The sequence below is a fragment of the Flavitalea flava genome (genome assembly GCF_054461575.1).
The window spans coordinates 126,543-144,202 of the sequence record NZ_JBTLQH010000010.1 but is presented as its reverse complement, the minus strand read 5'-3'; the positions used below and the strand labels follow the sequence as shown (position 1 = coordinate 144,202).

Genomic DNA, 17,660 nt, shown 5'->3' with positions numbered 1-17,660 from the left:
CTTAGCAGCCTATTAGCCAAATTTACTTTTCTTAATTTAAATCGTCCATGAGCATTTTCATGGTAAGCGCCTTCGGCTTTTAACATAAACCTGATCGCTCGGAGGAAACCAAATTGTCAAAATTTGCGTGATTGTAAAAGAAAATTAAAAAACTCATGAAAGTATTTTACCAGGGATTAGCTGCTTTATTAGTGTTTTGTGTTGCAGGGACCAATGTTTTGTTCGCACAGAAGGACTCCATCAATCTCACCACGACGGCTGTACCTTTTCTCCGGATCTCTCCGGATGCCAGGGCAGGAGGGATGGGGGATCTTGGTGTAGCGACCTCTCCGGATGCTTCTTCTTCCTTTTACAATCTCGCCAAAACCCCATTTGCAAAAAAAGATATCGGCATCGGTTTGACTTATACTCCGTGGCTCAAGGATCTTGGACTCGGTGATGTATACATGATAGCTGCTTCCGGGTATACTAAAATTGATGCGGATCAGGCTATATCCGGTTCACTCCGCTATTTTAGCCTGGGTAACATCCAGTTCACCAACCAGAATGGCGACCCGATCGGGAATGGTCGTCCCCGTGAGCTTGGGATCGACGTGGGCTATTCCCGGAAATTGGGCGAAAAGCTCTCTGTAGGTCTCGCTGCCCGTTATATCTATTCCAATCTGGCATCAGGTTACGCATCGACCGGTTCAACCTATCAACCGGGAAAGACTTTTGCGGCAGACATCTCCTTTTTCTACCATGGCGCAACGGATGATGCCGGGGGCTGGAATTTCGGAGCGAATATCTCCAATCTGGGAGGTAAGATCGGTTATACGAACAATGCCCAGGAAAAAGATTATATACCAGCCAATCTGGCCTTGGGAACAACCTATACCGCCGTCTTCGATGAAGATAACCGGCTAACTTTCGGATTGGACCTTAATAAATTATTGGTGCCAAAACCTCCCGGCCTTACCGGGGATCAGGCAACGGATTCGGCCAGTATGTATGATTATCACAATCAGACCGTTGTGAGTAGCTGGTTCAAATCCTTTAGCGGGAACAACGGTTTGCAGGCTTCCCTGGGCGGAGAATACTCCTATCAGGATCAGTTCTTTTTCCGGGCAGGGTATTATTTTGAAAGCAAGAATCAGGGCAATCGCAAATACTTCAGCGTAGGGGTCGGGTTAAAATATAATGTCATGGGGCTGAATTTTTCTTACCTGGTACCGTCGGGAAGCGGGACAAGCCGCAACCCTCTGTCCAACACCCTACGTTTCGGTCTGTCGTTTGATCTGGATAAGAACGGGGACAATAGCGGCAGCAGCACGCAGAAATCGACCGAGTAAATTTTATCCGGGTTTTGGTAAAAGTAACCCGGATAAAATTTCAATAATAATGGGCCTTCGGCCGGTAGGCCCGTGGCCTACCTTGATCCCTGGGCTAATGATGGGCCATTGTGCCTGTGGCACAATTTGCCACTTGCCGGCTCGTTTTCCAAAAATTGTTATTAAACAATATCACATAATTTTGAGGCGGTCCGGGATTTTTCCGGACCGTTTATTTTTTAAAAAAAGGATTATGTCATATCGTATTGGTTCGGGAGTGGATTTTCATCAGTTGGCAGAAGGCAGGGCTTTATGGATCGGGGGAGTACAGATCCCTCATGTAAAGGGTTCCCTCGGACATAGCGACGGCGATGTGTTGCTGCATGCGGTTTGCGATGCCCTGCTTGGGGCATTGAACCTGGGTGATATAGGTCTCCATTTTCCGAACACCGACCCGGCCTATAAAGATATAGACAGCAAGCTTTTATTACAAAAGACCTATGATCTCATCCGCGCCAAAGGGTATGGGGTGGTCAATATCGATAGTACCGTTTGCCTGGAAGAGCCGAAGATCATGAAATATGCAGGCGCCATGCGAACGGCCATGGCTGTTATCCTGGAGATCCCCGCTGATGATATTTCTATAAAGGCCACGACTACGGAAACCATGGGGTTTGTGGGGCGCAAAGAAGGGCTGGTTGCATATGCTACCGTGTTATTGGCGAAAAAATAGTCGGGAGTTCCTTACCTTCGCGCCATGTCAAAAATCAATGTAAAGATCATTAATAAGTCTGTTAATGCCAATCCCGAATATGCGACCGAGGGGTCGGCTGGCATGGATATCCGGGCCTATATTCCCGATGCGCTTGTAATGAAGTCTTTAGAGCGGCATTTGGTGCCGACGGGACTCTATATTGAATTACCCCAGGGATATGAAGCCCAGGTAAGACCCCGTAGCGGACTAGCTGCCAAACAAGGGATCACCGTCCTCAACTCTCCGGGAACTATCGATTCCGATTACCGGGGAGAGATCAGGGTTATTCTTATCAATTTATCGCAGGAAGAACAAACGATTCAGCCCGGAGACCGGATTGCACAAATCGTGATTGCCCGGGTGGAACAGATCGGTTGGGAAACTGCGGAGGAGATTACTGCTACAGCCCGCAATGCAGGGGGATTCGGTCATACGGGAAAATCGTAACCCCCCTACCCCCTGAAGGGGGAGTAAAGGACAAGAGCAAAAGTGAGCAAGATCTAAAGAAATGGGTAGAAGCGAAAAGATAAAAGCAGTTCCTTAAGAAAAAAAGAAATGAATACGAATAACAATAATCGCAGCATGTTTCCAAACTCCCCCTTTAGGGGGCTGGGGCGTGGATTAACGTGTATAGTTCTGATTTTTCTATTGATCGGGATAACTGAAGGTTGTCGTTCGACCAAAAAGATCAGGAAGGTCATGGCAACCCCTGCCAGAAAGGATACTGTAAAAATTATTGAAACTGCTCCTCCGGAAGACCTGCGGGCGGATTCCCTGAAATTGATCCGGCAAACCCTGGTCCAGCTGGAAAAGAACAAAATTGATTTTCAGACTTTCTCCGCGCAGATGAAAGTACATTATGAGGGAGGGGACGGAAAGGACTATGAGCTGAAGACCTTTATTCATATGAAGAAGGACAGCATGATCTGGATGTCTGTCAATATAGTGGCGGTAGTGGGGATCGAAGTATTCCGGATGCTGATAACGCCGGATAGTGTAAAGATCCTGGACAAACAGAAAAAAGTTGTGCGGCTTCGTTCTGTTAGTTTCCTGCAGGAGGAGATCCATCTTCCTCTGGATTTCAAAACCTTGCAGGATCTGCTTATCGGCAATCCTGTTTTTATGGATACCAGCAATATCCTTTTCTATCGGTCGGAACCCTCCGGCCTTTCATTAATGAGCGTAGGGTCCCTATTCAATAATTACCTTACGCTAAATGCAAACGACAAAACCTTGAAACATAGCAAACTGGATGTGAATGATCTCATGCGGCCCCGGAGTTGCGATCTCACTTACGGGGATTACGAACAACGGGATGGCCTGCTCTTTTCCACTTACCGGAAGATCTCTGTGGCGGATAAATCCAAACTGGATATCGAATTAGCCTACAAACAATACAAATTTAACGAGCCTTTAAGTTTTTCTTTTACCATCCCCAAAAATTATAAACGTAAATAAGCGTTACAGGAGTATATTCAGATTAAATGGGTAACTTAATCAAACAAAAGGGATTATGTTAAAATCATGGCTCAGAGGCTCAGTTTTCATCTTGATATTGGCTTTCTTATCCGGTCGGGTAATTGCGCAGGCTCCCCAGAGTCGTAGCGACCTGGAAAAGGAAAGGGCTGCTATTCAGAAGGAGATCGAGGATGTCAAGCGGTCCCTTGATGAGACGCATAACCATAAGAAGGAGACACTGGGTCAGCTGGCCCTGTTGCAACGCCGCCTCCGCCTGCGGGAATCGGCCATTCAGAATATTAATTCCCAGATCAATTATATCCAGAATGATATGAACGAATCCTGGAGGGAGATCCTGAAATTGCGCCGGGAACTGGATACCCTGCGTACTCAGTATGCAGAGAGCATCGTATTCGCTTATAAAAACAGGAGCAGTTATGATTTTCTGAACTTTATTTTCTCCGCTACCAGTTTTAACGATGCCATGAAAAGGATCGAATATCTCAAATCCTACCGGGCTTACCGGGAGGAAAGGGCGGAAAATATATCACGTACACAGCAGTTATTGCAGAGTAAGATAGATGGGTTGAAAGTAACAAGGGGGGAAAAGGATGAGGCCCTGAAAAAACAAAATAAAGAACGCACCATCCTGGAAGACGAAAAAAAGGAAAAAGATGCAGTCGTAACCAAGTTGAAATCCCAGGAGAAACAATTGAAAAAAGAGATGGTCGCCAAACAAAAACAGGATCAGATCCTCAACGGGGCTATTTCTGCGGCCATACGCCGGGCAAGGGATGCGGCTATCAAGGAAGCTAAGAAAAAAGAATCGGCAGATAAAGCCGGATCAGCGGAAAAGGCGGCATCGGCAAAGACCTCCGCTCCAAAGAATAATCCGGTGGCCGGCAATAATCCGGGAAACCCGATGATTCCCATCAAATCGTCTTCGAAGACAGTCTTTACCAGTGAAGAAGATATGAATATATCCGGCAATTTTGAAAAATACAAAGGGCACCTGCCCTGGCCGATATCCGGAACCATATCAATGGCCTTCGGACCTCACGAATATATCAAAGGGATTATTCACAATAACCAGGGCGTTACCATCGATGCCAGTGCAGGTTCCGTTGTCAAAGCGGTTTTCGAGGGTGAAATACAGAGTGTATTCAGTGTGGGCGATGTTAATGCGGTAGTCATCCGTCACGGGAAATACTTTACCACCTATAGTAATTTATCCACGGTCTCCGTTACTAAAGGAGAGCAGGTCAAGACAGGCCAGATCCTGGGACGCGTGGGAGAAATCGCCCAACTGGAATTTCTTCTTTCCGATGAAAAAGATCATATGTTCGATCCGGAGAGATGGCTGAAAAGATAGGAATGCTTTTACTGATAACTATAAGATAATGGTAACAATAAGACTGTAATTAGTGGATCAGTATCAGTGCGCAGTCGCCAGGAACCGGTTATACAAAGCCTCATATTGCGGCACGATATTATGAATATCGAATTTTTTCGCATGGTTTAAGGCATTATGTTTGAAACGTTTTAATACTTCGTCGTCCTCCAGGATCGAAATGGCATGAGCGGCCATTCCTTCAATATCACCCACATCACTTAAATAACCGGTCACTCCCTGTACGGCGATCTCAGGAAGACCTCCGGCGTTGGTGGAGATTACGGGCACTCCGGCTGCCATGGCTTCGAGGGCTGCCAATCCAAAACTTTCATAATCGGAAGTGAGCAGGAAAAGGTCGGCGATGGCAAGGATCTCTTCCATTTGTTCCTGTTTGCCGACAAAACGCATATCGTTGGTCAGGCCGAGTTCGCGGCATAAGTCTTCCGCTCCTGGCCGTTCAGGCCCGTCGCCTACGAATAATAATTTACAGGGCATCTTTTTATTGACGATATCGAAGATGCGTACGACGTCCTGGACCCTTTTTATTTTGCGGAAGTTGGAGGCATGCATCAGGATCCTTTCACCGTTCGGTGCGATCACTCTGCGAAAAGCATCGATAGGTTTTTTGTGAAACCGGTGCGTGTCGACAAAATTGTGGATGACCCGGATCTCTTTTTCAATGGTAAAGATCTTGTACGTCTCATCCCGAAGGTTCTGCGAAACGGCTGTGATCGCATCGCTCTGATTGATGGAGAAGGCAACTACGGGTGCAAAGGTCTTATCCCTGCCGACCAGGGTAATATCGGTACCATGAAGAGTGGTAATGACCGGGATCCATTTGCCCTGGGTTTCCAGAATCTTTTTAGCCATATAGGCAGCCGATGCGTGGGGAATCGCATAATGTACATGAAGAAGATCCAGTTGATGATTGACGATCACATCCACCATGGCGCTGGCCAGAGCCGTTTCATAGGGAGGGTAATCGAAAAGAGGGTAATTGGTCACTCGCACTTCGTGATAAAAGATATTCGCATTGAATTCGTTTAACCTGACCGGTTGCTGATAAGTAATAAAATGGACCTGGTGGCCTTTATCAGCCAGTGCCTTTCCTAGTTCCGTCGCCAGGACGCCGCTTCCGCCAAATGTAGGGTAACAAACAATTCCAATCCGCATATCGTAAGATTAAATGGTAGATTTTATTGATAATGAGTCTTCTGGCAATCCTTAATGCGCCCGAAGGTAAACCTTTTCTAAAAGCTCTCCCGCACAGGTCAAAATCCTTAACTTAGCGAAAATTAACATTCATGGACCGTAGATTGTTCAGGCTAAGCTTATTTTTATTTTCAGGTATAATAGCCTGGCAGTCGGGATTTACCCAATCGGATTCCCTGTTGATCCGCCAATTGGCGGACGATATCCTGTTAAAGGGCAAGGCATACAGTAATTTACATAAACTGACCAAGACTATCGGGGGGAGACTGTCCGGGAGTCCTCAGTTCTACAAGGCGGAAACATGGGGGCAGGAGGCTTTACGGGATGCAGGTGCGGATAAGGTCTATTTGCAGGAATGTATGATCCCCCATTGGATAAGAGGCGGGAAGGATACAGCGGGATGTGAAAAGGGTTCGCTTAATATCCTGGCATTGGGCGGGTCTGTAGGTACGGGGTCTAAAGGATTAAAGGCGCCTGTAATCATGATCCGGTCCTTTGACGAATTAGAACAGCATAAAAATGAAATAAAGGGAAAGATCGTTTTTTATAATTACCCTTTCAACCAGCGTTTAGTCGAGACATTCCGGGCATACGGAGATGCGGTACTCTATCGTGTCTTTGGCGCCAGCCGGGCAGCCCGTTATGGAGCGGTGGGTGTGTTAGTACGTTCGATGTCTCATTCGGTGGACAATAATCCGCATACGGGGGCCATGTATTATAATGATTCCTTTCCCAGGATCCCTGCAGCTGCGGTGGGTCTGAGGGATGCCGAAAAACTGGAGCGGTTACTGGTTAACAGGGAAAAAGGGGCAGGAGATGTAAATGTCTGGATCCGCCTTTTGGCTCAAAAGCTGTCCGATACGGTTGGCCATAATGTGATAGGCGAGCTTACCGGAAGCGAATTTCCCGATCAGTATATTACTGTCGGCGGCCATTTGGATTCCTGGGATCCTGCGGAAGGTGCACAGGATGATGGTGCAGGCTGTGTTCATTCGATCGAAGTATTACGCGCCCTGAAGGCCATCGGGTACAAACCCCGTCATACGATCCGGGTAGTGCTGTTTGCGGATGAAGAGCAGGGCGGCAGCGGAGGGAAAAAATACGCAGCAGAGGCGGTGTTGAAAAAGGAGAAGCATGTATTTGCCCTGGAAAGCGATGCGGGTGGTTTTACTCCCCGTAATTTTCGTCTTTCCCTGTCGGAAGAAAAGCTGGCCGGCATTCGTCCCTGGTTGAAATTATTACAACCCTATGGCGTATACGAATTTACCAGGGGAGGCGGAGGCGCCGATGTAGCAGCCATCGGAGAGCAGACTGGCGTGACCGTGGGAGAATTGATACCCGATACGCAGCGGTATTTTGACTATCACCACGCTGCGAACGATGTTCTTGAAAATGTGAACAAACGGGAATTGGAACTGGGTGCTGTAAATATTGCCGCACTCATCTACCTGGTGGATAAATATGAGTTTGCGCCCCCCACCCCCTAAAGGGGGAGTAAGGACGATAACTTTTGGACTCAAGGGAAAATCGGATAAGATTCCGGCATAAGTAATTTGTAACCGCATTAATAATATTTGATAAAATTCTAATAAAAATTCCATGAAAAAATTTCTTCGTATTGCATTACTGTTATTAGTTGGCGGTTTGTTGATCTTCCTGCTTGTGCGGTATTATTTTGTGCTGGGCGAAGGCGTAAAAGCAGGTGAGTTGAATTATGTAGTAAAGAAAGGATATATATTCAAGACCTATGAAGGCAAACTCATTCAGAATGGATTGCGGTCAAAGGCGCCCAATACGATACAATCCTATGAATTTGAATTCTCCATTGCTGATGATTCGGTGGCACAGATACTCATGTTGAACAGCGGTAAAAATGTCGAGCTTCATTATAAAGAATATATCGGCGCTCTTCCCTGGCGTGGTTATAGCGAGTTTGTGGTGGACAAGATAATTGCCATCACGGATCCTTCCAAACAATAATTTTTTAAATTTCTGGCTGGGGATAAATATTGGACAAAATACATGCTAGTATAATTAGTTTTATGCTAAAAATGATAGTATTTTAGTTGCTCAATTTTCAATATATGAGCAATATAAAATTATTCGAAAGCAAAAAAAGTCCGTTCTGTTTGGAACGAAGAAGAGCAGAAATGGTTTTTTAGTATTGTCGATGTCGTAGAGATTTTGACGGAGAGCCCAATCCGAGAAAGTATTGGAGCGTTTTAAAAACAAGACTTAAGCATGAAGGTAGTCAGTTGACTACAATTTGTAGTCAACTGAAGCTTGAATCGGCAGATGGCAAATTTTATTTGACTGATGTTGCTGATACTCAGCAATTACTGCGTTTAATACAGTCCATTCCTTCTCCAAAGGCTGAACCTTTTAAACTTTGGCTTTCCCAGGTAGGCTATGAACGGATCCAGGAAATTGAAAACCCTGAGCTGGCGCAGGCTAGGATGCGGAATCTTTACAAAGCGAAAGGTTACAGCGATGAGTGGATCGAAAAAAGAGCTAGGAGCATTGAGGTGCGCGATGTCCTAACCGGGGAATGGAGCAACAGAGGAGTAAAAGAAGGCAAAGAGTATAGCATTTTAACAGCCGAGATCAGCAAGGCTACCTTTGGGATTACGCCTTCCGAGCACAAAGATCATAAAGGCCTGGCTAAATATTCAGCGAATCTTAGAGACCACATGACGGACCTTGAGTTGATCTTTACCATGTTGGGAGAAGCCTCTACCACGGAAATTGCCCGGAATAAGGATGCACAGGGTTTTATCGATAACCAAAAGGCAGCCCGGGATGGTGGGGATGTGGCTGGTAAAGCAAGGGAGGATTTGGAAAAAAAATCAGGACAAAAGGTCGTTAGCAAAGAAAATTACAAGGGATTGCCAGAGGCTAAAATAAGGAAATTGAAGAAGGGATAGTTTTAACAAATGGATTTCTAAAAGAGAAGCTTATCATTAAACGTGATAAGCTGTTTTTATTTTCATCGTATTTGTGTTTTCTCTCTGAGCCATTGCCTTATTTCGCCAGCAAACAAAAGATCGCGGGTTTTTTGTGGAGATCCGGCAGCTTGCCTCTGTCTTTTCCGCCTCCCTGGGATCCCTTATTCCCAGAGTTGCCGGCACTTCCCGGAGTTGCATCCTGTTTCCATTCTGCGATGGTTTTGGTCCGGATATATTCCTCCGGAGAGGTCAGGTTGACGGCAATACAAAGTTGGGTGGTTGGCCGGCAGGTCTGAAGGATCGTTTCCAGGAGGGGGTTATTGCGGTAGGGTGTTTCTATGAAGATCTGTGTACAGTTTCTTTGAAAGGAGTCCTGTTCCAGGTCTTTCAGGGCCTTTGCTCTGGCGGCATTGTCAACGGGAATATAACCGGCAAATCGAAATTGCTGACCGTTCATTCCGCTGGCCATCAGTGCCAGCAGGATGGAACTGGGGCCAACGAGAGGCCGGACCGTAGCCCCAACCTGATGAGCCACTTCAGTCAATGCCTGGCCCGGATCAGCAATGCCCGGGCATCCGGCTTCGCTGATGATGCCGATCGTCTTTCCTTCTTTTAATTTCTGGCGGAGCGCTGCTTTAACCTGGTCTTCGGCCTTGTGAATCGTGAACCATTCATAATCATCTATGATCATTTCTTTCCAGAGGGATTTCAAATATCTGCGTGCGCTGCGTTCGTTCTCTACGAAAAATACCTTGCATTCTTTTACGGCATCCAATAGATACGCGGGGAGGGGTTTTAAGGAGTGTTCGTCAAGAAAGGCAGGGATCAGGTAAAGAGTCGATTTTGAAGGAACCATTATATGCTTATGCTTTTTCGTTATAAATACCGCATAGCCGTAATTCTCCGGCATGGATTTAACCCAAAGGTCCGGGTTTATCCGGAGTTCCTGAACATTATAAATTATTCCAGATTCTGGTGGTAAAGACTGATGGTAGCGGCTACAACGGCATAGGAAGGAGCGAGTACCCAGCCTACGAAAGGAACGAAATGCATGAGGTAAAAGACCAACCCGTTTCCGATGGCAAGGCCCTTGTGCTGGCTGATATAGGCGATACTGGCCGCAGGTGACAATTTATGCCGCTGACAGCTATAATCAAGCATGGAGAATCCATAGTAATAACATTCCACAAAAGTGGAAATTACCGGTGTGATCCATCCGATGAGGGGAAAAAAAGAAAGAAGGACCAGGGATACCGTATAGACAGTTTGCCAGAGACCGTTACGAAGGGCCAGGCGAATGCCCCTCGCCATGTCTTTCAACAGTTGATCGGATTGAAAGACGAATTCTTTGCCGTTGATAATGGCTTCCGTTTGCTGACTGAGGTAGGCGAACAGGGGTGATCCGATGATCAGGAATAAATATTTAAAAAGGGAAAAATAGAAAAAAACCAGGACCAGCCTGACCATTATGCCCCCCATAAGAAAGAAAAAGCTCAGGGTGGCGCTTTGCTGGTGGTGCAGCCATCTTTCGATCCCGATCACATGGCTGAGCCAGGTAACGGCGGTATCGGAGGAATTCCAGAAGAAATACATGCCAATACAGAAAAGGATGGTATAAAGTATTCCCGGGATAATGATCCATTTCCATAGCTTGTGTTTGGTAATAAAGTGATGGGCCTTGGAATAGGACTGGATGGCTATGATAATTTCTTTGAGCAAGGTGGACTTCTTTTTGTTTACTTTGTTATGACAAACAATGGCTTAACTAATTCCTGACAATGGCTACTATCGTCAAACTTAAAATAATTATTTGGTGGCTGACCTAAAAAAACTGGATTATTCTTTTTATGGTCGCTCAGACGTTGCAAAGGTCGCCCGCGAGTTATTAGGGAAAATCTTAATAACCAGTTTTGACAATCAATTTACTTCTGGCCGTATCGTGGAGACGGAGGCATATAACGGAGCCGTGGACAAAGCATCCCATGCCTATGGGAACCGGCGGACTGCCCGTACGGAGATCATGTATGGTGAGCCCGGAAGAGCATATGTATACCTCTGTTATGGTATCCATCATTTGTTCAATGTAGTGACTAACCGAAAAGACGTTCCCCATGCCATCCTGGTCCGGGCATTGGAACCCCTGGAAGGTATACCCATTATGTTGGAGCGTTCGGGCAAAATTAAATTGGATCATACCCTGACCCGTGGACCGGGGAATTTATCCAGGGCCTTGGGGCTTGGCGTTCCGCATACGGGGACCAGCCTGTTGGAGGAAGATGTCTATATTGCTGATGATGGTTTTCGTTACAGGAAAGCGGAGATCGGGATCTCTCCCCGTATCGGTGTGGATTATGCGGCGGAAGATGCCCTGCTGCCATACCGGTTTTATGTGAAGGGTAATAAATATGTGAGCGGAAAAATAAAATAGCCTCAAAAGGCCGTTTATATTTTGGATTCCCGACTTATGTGCCATTTTAGTGTATTTTATCACATAATTGGCAGATAACTCGTGAAATTTGGCCTTAATGGTCCATTTTTTCAATAAAAAAGGATCTCTATTTCATCTTTTTCTTAATTTTACACGACTTATGTGCCTTTTTCGTGAATTTTATCACATAATTGGCAGATAACCTGTGAAATATGGATTTAAAAAGGACGATACAAATCAAATTAGCAGTCTGGAAAAGTGACCCGGGGCGTAAGCCGCTCATATTACAGGGGGCAAGGCAGGTAGGTAAAACCTACCTATTAAAACATTTTGGGATCACGGCATTTGAGAGTACTGCCTATTTTAATTTCGAGGAGCAGCCGGAGCTGAAACAGTTTTTTGAAAGTACCAAGGATGTGAAACGCATCATACAGAATTTATCATTGGTACATGGAAAGGAGATTTTGCCGGAAAAAACATTGATCATATTTGATGAAATCCAGGAATGTAATGATGCCCTTAACACCCTGAAGTACTTTTGTGAAAACGCTCCGGAATATGCAGTAGCCTGTGCAGGGTCCTTATTGGGGGTGGCTATGTCAAAAGGGACCGCCTTCCCGGTAGGGAAGGTCGATTTTCTACGTGTAAACCCTATCTGTTTTTCGGAGTTCTTGTCTGCGGAAGATCCGAAGTTATTTTCTTATTTGGAGGGTATTAACCGGATCGAACCGTTGCCGGATATCTTTTTCAATACTTTGCTGGACAAACTTAAAATGTTTTTTATTTGCGGAGGAATGCCGGAAGCCGTAGTCGCCTTGCTTGAAAAAAAAGACCTGGACAAAACACAACAGGTGCTATTTAATATAAACAATGCTTATACGCTTGATTTCTCCAAATATGCGGAGCATAAAGACGTTCCCAGGATTAACCATCTCTGGTCTTCCATACCTTCTCAATTAGCGAGGGATAATAAAAAATTTCTATATCAGACAGTAAGGGATGGAGCACGCGCCCGTGAATATGAAGATGCTTTACTTTGGCTTACCCATGCGGGTTTGGTACAGCGGGTATCCAGGATCTCCAAACCAGGGTTGCCTATTTCTGCGTATGATGACCTTACGGCCTTTAAGCTTTATCTGCTTGACGTAGGTTTGCTCCGGCGGCTTTCCTTACTTGATCCCATTGCGGTACGTGAAGGGAATCGTTTATTTACAGAATTTAAAGGGGCATTGAGCGAGAACTATGTGTTACAGCATTTGATTGCGAATTTTGAGGGGGCCCCCCGGTATTGGGCATCAAAAAATCAGGCCGAAGTGGACTTTATTATTCAGGTAAAAAACGAGATAATTCCTATTGAAGTAAAATCGGATGATAATATACGCAGCAAGAGCCTTACGGTGTATAACGAACTTTATCATCCTCCTGTACGGATTCGTTATTCCTTAAAAAATCTCAAAAAAGACGAGGGTCTGCTCAATATCCCCTTATTTATGATCGATTATACGGAAAGACTTTTAAAGTTTTCCTGATCACTTGAAAAAGGCGTCAGGAAAAAAGTCGGGAAAACTGTAAGAAGGTCGGAGAAAATTCCAGAGAACATCCCCTAAAATCTCGGACAAGGCACGCCCTTGCGTCCATCGGAAGCTTTTTTAATATAGATCAACGAGAGTTCGATACCGCCCCTGCTCTGAGATGCAGTTTTTAAGGAGGAGACATTCACATCATAGGTCAGACCCAGGTTAAAGCTGCCATAGTCCAGCCCAACATAGGGAATGACCGCATCAGTAACATTGCTGAACCGGGCCCACATGCCGGCATAAAAATTTACCGGATCTGTTTCGTCGTTATTGGCATTGACCTGCCAGGCGCCTCCAAGGACAAAATCATGCGCTCCGGCCTGGGAGTTGAACATGCCGCTGAAATAGATGGTGCTGGAGGTCCCCGTTACAGGAAAATAACCGCCTGCATGAGCGGTGACCCGGGTAGGAACATTGATCGTATCGACACCCAGGAAAGACTCTTTGGGGTGGTTAAGATGGTAGGCGGAGGCGCCGAAATAGTAGTTATTGTTCCCGTTCGTCGAGGCATTATAGAGAACACCTAAATTCATATCGAAATAATGAACATTGACCATTTGGGAATTTATCGGTTCGGATGGGGAGCGCAGCCAGGTGCCGTCTAATTGCAGCCCATCTTCAAAGGTAAGACGTGTGCCATCAAGACTTTTGTTGGCATAAGAACCTTGAAAGCCAACGCCTAGCTGGTGTAGCCCGTCCTCGTCCAGGCTTTTATGATAGGCCGTAGAAAAGGAAAGGAAATTACTGGTCAGGATGCCGCTGGATGTCCTATCGGTCATGGCCATCAGCCCGATGCCCCATGTATCGTTATCGGGAAGGCGCCCTTTCATGATAGGGGCATCCACCGAAACGGTCGAAGTGATAAAGGCGTTATTGATGGTTGGCCATTGATTTCGATAATTACCGGCTACGCGGACTACTCCATTGAATTTACCGGTTAGTGCGGGATTCAGTGTGAGCGGGGAGGCGAAAAATTGTGAAAATCCCGGATCCTGGGCCATGGAATTTTCTCCCAGCAAAAATATGCCTAGCAATAGAAGAAGTGTCCCTCTTTTCCTTACCGGATTATTTGCCTTTTTTTGGGATTCTTGCGACGTGGTTGTCATAAACAGTTAAGGTCTCTCGTTATCAATAGAATAATACAGGTTTGCAGAATTATACAAGTCTGCCGGCACTAAGTAATAAGACGTGAAAAATGATCTAACGGTTGGCTGTCAACAAGGATTTAGAGGATATATTGTCGAAAAATAGACAAAAAAAATGAAACCTGCCAACTGCCGGGTAAAAATCGGTCTTTTTTTTATAAGTGGTTCAAAATGAATACGACATATCTGTAAATTCAACCACATCTTATGGTAGAAACGCTTATATTAAATGAAAGGGTCACATTTGTACCTTAACTCCGAACGCAAGGTCTCCGGCATCGCCTAATCCTGGAACGATATAACCTTTTGCAGTAAGTTCATCATCGATATCACCGCACCAGATCCGGCAATTGGGCTCGCTGCGCAGCACGTATTCGATCCCGACGGTACAGGCGATGGCAACAACGACATGAATCTGGGAAGGATGTCCTTCTTCCCGCAGGAATTGAATGGTCTTAACCAACGAAGCGCCGGTAGCGAGCATGGGATCGGATATGATCACGACCCGTCCTTCCAGTTCCGGGCAGGACACGTAATCCAGGCTGATCTCGAAACTTCCGTCGCGCTGATGTTTGCGATAGGCGGAGATAAAAGCGTTGTCGGCCTTGTCAAAAAAATTCAGCAGACCCTGGTGCAGGGGCAGTCCGGCGCGGAGGATAGTAGCGATTACGGGCTGATCGCGGAGCAATTTGGCCGAAGCCATTCCCAGCGGGGTCTGAATTTCTTTTTCTTCGAAAGCCAGTGTTTTGCTGATCTCGTAAGCAGCGACTTCCCCAATTCGTTCCAGGTTCCGGCGAAAACGCATCCGGTCTGCCTGGATGTCCACATCGCGGATCTCGCTGATCCAGTTGCATAGGAGGGAATATTCCTCACTTAGGTTTACGACCATATCGAAGAGTATATTTGACGGAACAAACCTACATTAAAAAACGGCTCAGGAACCCCTTTCGGGGATTAAATTTATCGTAGGAACCGATTTGACGGGCCTTCACCCCGGTGAATCCATCTACAGTCCAAAAATGGGAGAGATTTTCAGGAAATTTTGATCCAAAGCAGTGCTACTCATCATCCCCTTAGGAATAACCTAATCCTTATAAATATAAATCTCGATCTTTCCATCTTCAGTTACACATCCCCGGTACATCCCTTCCGTATTAAAAGGCATAGAAAGATGACCATTCTTATCGAGGGCGATCAGGCCTCCGTCACCGCCCAGTCTGCCCATTTTTCCGATCACCGTTCTACCTGCTTCCCTGACGGAAAGCCCTTTGTATTCTACCAATGCGGAAAGGTCATGAGCCACCACACTGCGGATATAAAATTCGCCCCAGCCTGTGCAGGAGACAGCAACTGTTTCATTATTCGCATAGGTGCCTGCTCCGATAAGGGGAGAATCTCCGATGCGGCCATATTTTTTATTGGTCATGCCTCCTGTGGAAGTACCTGCGGCCAGGTCGCCGTTTTTGTCCAGGGCTACGCAACCGACGGTTCCGAATTTACTATCGACATTGACAGTTCCGAATTTCCCGTTTGGCAGCAGGTTGGAATTTATGGTTGCCTGAGGATCGGACACGGAATTTGATGCTGGTGTGCGTCCTGGTATTGGCTGTCCTGCTGCGGTTTTGAGGGAGTCTTCCTTCAATGCCTGTTGCAGATCTTGCCAGCGCTGCCCGGTACGGAAATAAGAAGGGTCGGCAAATTCCAATCCGGCTTCTTTAGCAAACTGTTCTGCTCCGGCTCCGGTCAGCAGTACATGCTCCGATCTTTCCATGACAGCCCTGGCAGCGGTAATGGGATTGCGGATGGTACGAACCCCGGCAACCGCACCTGCCGCAAGCGTCTTGCCATTCATAATGGCCGCATCCATTTCATTATGTCCATCGTGCGTAAAAACCGAACCTTTGCCGGCATTGAATAAGGGATTGTCTTCCAGGATCCGGATAGTCGCTTCCACGGCCTCGATTCCGGATTTACCTTCCTTAAGCAGGGAATATCCTTTTTCCAGCGCTTTTTGCAAACCATCCCGATAGGCGGCTTCTTTTTCCGGGGTCATATTCTTTTTCAATAAGGTGCCCGCGCCTCCGTGTATGGCCATCACATATTTAACGCTCTCGGTATTCGTCTTTGCCGGGGCTCCCTCCGTTATGATTGCCGCAGTTCCGTTTTCTCCTTCTTTAACAAGCTCTCCCTTATCTACCCACCACCAGGACCATTTCCCTCCATTAGCTTTGGTTTCGGAAAAATCGGCCACCGAGAAACTTCCATTGCCCGTTTCGGTTCCCTGCAATTCATATACTTTGATCGCTTTATTACCAGCCATCCATTGAAGCGGTTTTCCGGGCTGACAGCTTTCAGGAGCATGTGCCGGATCGGTGAGCAGAAAATAGGCTTTACCTGCGCCAAATACCTGCGCCTGTCCTTTTTCGTCAATGCATACGGCCGTTTTTTCATCCGGAGCAATTCCTTTGGGGAAAATATGCCAATCGGTGATGATACGGCTGAGAAAGGTGACATGCCTGCCGGGCCTGTTCCTTTTGATATAATGCTGATCACTGAGGACCTGTCTCAAATAAGGAGGTTTCAGAAAATCGTTATTATACAATTTCACGATGGTATCGTAAGGGTTTTTCAGAATTTCCGCGGTTGCGCTGCCGCCTTCCCCACTGTAATAAAGACCGGTAAGAATAGCGCAACCGGCGCTGGTGCCGCCAACAGGCACTTTTTTTACATTCAACAGGTAATTGATAGCATCATTTGTTTTGGTGCCCCGCCAAAAATTCATGTAATTGGATTGGTCGCCGCCGGAAATAAACAGCATTTCGGCGTTCCGGATCACCCGGGCTACTTCTTCGTTATTGGCCAGTTCTCTTGAATCGATCCTCAAGGTTTCAACGGACCTGACCTTCCCCAGCTTATAAATGGTCTCGTTATAAAGGTAATCTCCCGAAGCACGGATTACCACCACATTTCCGCCACCGCTCCTGTCGATCATCCATTTAAAGGCGCCTTCTACGTCACCTCCTCCTCCGATCAGGGCTACCCCGCCACTGGTCTTTGTCTTTACATCGGTCGGATCGCCGGTAACACCAAGGGACGCGATTCGTTTTCCAGTGGTTGATACGGGATTAGCATTATCTGTCGATTGCCCGGCTAGGATTTTGCCGGTTGATTTTGCAGGCGAAGGAACTTTTGACGAAACCTGCGCCTGGGTAGTCGAATGAAGAAAAAGAAAGGCGAAGAACGAAAGAATCACGCTCTTCAAAAAAACAGGCTGTCGTTTTATTCCGGTTATCATCTCCTAATAATTTATCTACTCCAATAAAATCTAAATGCGTCAAATCCTGACAAATTAATGTCTTCTCAAGTACCCATTTCACATGAACCCCACATGAACCCCACAAATATCCATTTCTCTACAAACACCATGTCTTCAAACCT

The 17,660-nt window shown here is 46.3% G+C and carries 16 protein-coding genes; 10 read left to right on the top strand and 6 right to left on the bottom strand.

Annotated features, from left to right (window positions below):
* Positions 1–155 precede the first annotated feature (155 nt).
* The 5 genes from porV (at position 156) to ACX0G9_RS12025 (ending at position 4,894) form a co-directional block, all read left to right on the top strand.
* Positions 156–1,331: a type IX secretion system outer membrane channel protein PorV gene (porV, locus tag ACX0G9_RS12045; RefSeq protein WP_459065156.1), complete on the top strand. Its 1,176-nt coding sequence runs from the start codon at positions 156–158 to the stop codon at positions 1,329–1,331.
* Between the two features lie 232 nt (positions 1,332–1,563).
* Positions 1,564–2,043: a 2-C-methyl-D-erythritol 2,4-cyclodiphosphate synthase gene (ispF, locus tag ACX0G9_RS12040; RefSeq protein ID WP_459065155.1), complete on the top strand. Its 480-nt coding sequence runs from the start codon at positions 1,564–1,566 to the stop codon at positions 2,041–2,043.
* 24 nt (positions 2,044–2,067) lie between these two features.
* On the top strand, positions 2,068–2,511 hold the full coding sequence (dut, locus tag ACX0G9_RS12035) for a dUTP diphosphatase (protein WP_459065154.1): 444 nt from the start codon (positions 2,068–2,070) through the stop codon (positions 2,509–2,511).
* 252 nt (positions 2,512–2,763) lie between these two features.
* Positions 2,764–3,522 carry a DUF4292 domain-containing protein gene (locus tag ACX0G9_RS12030; RefSeq protein WP_459065153.1) on the top strand — a complete coding sequence of 253 codons (759 nt, stop codon included), beginning with the start codon at positions 2,764–2,766 and terminating at the stop codon, positions 3,520–3,522.
* 55 nt (positions 3,523–3,577) lie between these two features.
* Positions 3,578–4,894, top strand: coding sequence for a murein hydrolase activator EnvC family protein (locus tag ACX0G9_RS12025; protein ID WP_459065152.1), 1,317 nt, complete (start codon positions 3,578–3,580; stop codon positions 4,892–4,894).
* A 63-nt stretch (positions 4,895–4,957) separates the two neighbouring features.
* On the opposite strand, the gene bshA is transcribed toward ACX0G9_RS12025, so the two are convergent.
* Entirely contained in the window at positions 4,958–6,088 is a 1,131-nt protein-coding gene (bshA, locus tag ACX0G9_RS12020) for an N-acetyl-alpha-D-glucosaminyl L-malate synthase BshA (RefSeq protein ID WP_459065151.1), read from the bottom strand.
* Between the two features lie 131 nt (positions 6,089–6,219).
* Here bshA and ACX0G9_RS12015 point away from each other — a divergent pair, with 131 nt between their 5' ends.
* The 3 genes from ACX0G9_RS12015 (at position 6,220) to ACX0G9_RS12005 (ending at position 9,051) form a co-directional block, all read left to right on the top strand.
* Positions 6,220–7,614, top strand: a complete 1,395-nt coding sequence (locus ACX0G9_RS12015) for a M20/M25/M40 family metallo-hydrolase (RefSeq protein WP_459065150.1) — start codon at positions 6,220–6,222, stop codon at positions 7,612–7,614.
* Positions 7,615–7,726: 112 nt separating this feature from the next.
* Positions 7,727–8,107: a hypothetical protein gene (locus tag ACX0G9_RS12010; RefSeq protein WP_459065149.1), complete on the top strand. Its 381-nt coding sequence runs from the start codon at positions 7,727–7,729 to the stop codon at positions 8,105–8,107.
* A 329-nt stretch (positions 8,108–8,436) separates the two neighbouring features.
* The gene (locus tag ACX0G9_RS12005; protein ID WP_459065148.1) at positions 8,437–9,051 is read left to right on the top strand and encodes a BRO-N domain-containing protein; all 615 of its coding nucleotides are present in this window, start codon (positions 8,437–8,439) and stop codon (positions 9,049–9,051) included.
* Positions 9,052–9,148: 97 nt separating this feature from the next.
* Here ACX0G9_RS12005 and ACX0G9_RS12000 read toward each other — a convergent pair whose 3' ends face one another.
* On the bottom strand, positions 9,149–9,928 hold the full coding sequence (locus ACX0G9_RS12000; RefSeq protein ID WP_459065147.1) for an SAM-dependent methyltransferase: 780 nt from the start codon (positions 9,926–9,928) through the stop codon (positions 9,149–9,151).
* A 104-nt stretch (positions 9,929–10,032) separates the two neighbouring features.
* A complete protein-coding gene (locus ACX0G9_RS11995) occupies positions 10,033–10,791 on the bottom strand; it encodes an EI24 domain-containing protein (RefSeq protein WP_459065146.1) in 759 nt (252 codons plus the stop codon).
* 94 nt (positions 10,792–10,885) lie between these two features.
* Between ACX0G9_RS11995 and ACX0G9_RS11990 the strand changes: the two genes are divergently transcribed.
* Both ACX0G9_RS11990 and ACX0G9_RS11985 read left to right on the top strand, forming a co-directional pair.
* A complete protein-coding gene (locus tag ACX0G9_RS11990; protein ID WP_459065145.1) occupies positions 10,886–11,500 on the top strand; it encodes a DNA-3-methyladenine glycosylase in 615 nt (204 codons plus the stop codon).
* Between the two features lie 212 nt (positions 11,501–11,712).
* Positions 11,713–13,029: an ATP-binding protein gene (locus ACX0G9_RS11985; RefSeq protein WP_459065144.1), complete on the top strand. Its 1,317-nt coding sequence runs from the start codon at positions 11,713–11,715 to the stop codon at positions 13,027–13,029.
* Positions 13,030–13,103: 74 nt separating this feature from the next.
* On the opposite strand, the gene ACX0G9_RS11980 is transcribed toward ACX0G9_RS11985, so the two are convergent.
* The 3 genes from ACX0G9_RS11980 to ACX0G9_RS11970 all read right to left on the bottom strand — a co-directional run bounded on the left by ACX0G9_RS11980 (position 13,104) and on the right by ACX0G9_RS11970 (position 17,517).
* Positions 13,104–14,111, bottom strand: a complete 1,008-nt coding sequence (locus ACX0G9_RS11980; protein ID WP_459065143.1) for a PorP/SprF family type IX secretion system membrane protein — start codon at positions 14,109–14,111, stop codon at positions 13,104–13,106.
* Between the two features lie 349 nt (positions 14,112–14,460).
* Complete coding sequence (upp, locus tag ACX0G9_RS11975; protein WP_459065142.1) at positions 14,461–15,111, bottom strand: uracil phosphoribosyltransferase; 651 nt, start codon at positions 15,109–15,111, stop codon at positions 14,461–14,463.
* A 195-nt stretch (positions 15,112–15,306) separates the two neighbouring features.
* Positions 15,307–17,517, bottom strand: a complete 2,211-nt coding sequence (locus tag ACX0G9_RS11970) for an isoaspartyl peptidase/L-asparaginase (protein WP_459065141.1) — start codon at positions 17,515–17,517, stop codon at positions 15,307–15,309.
* Positions 17,518–17,660: the final 143 nt, after the last annotated feature.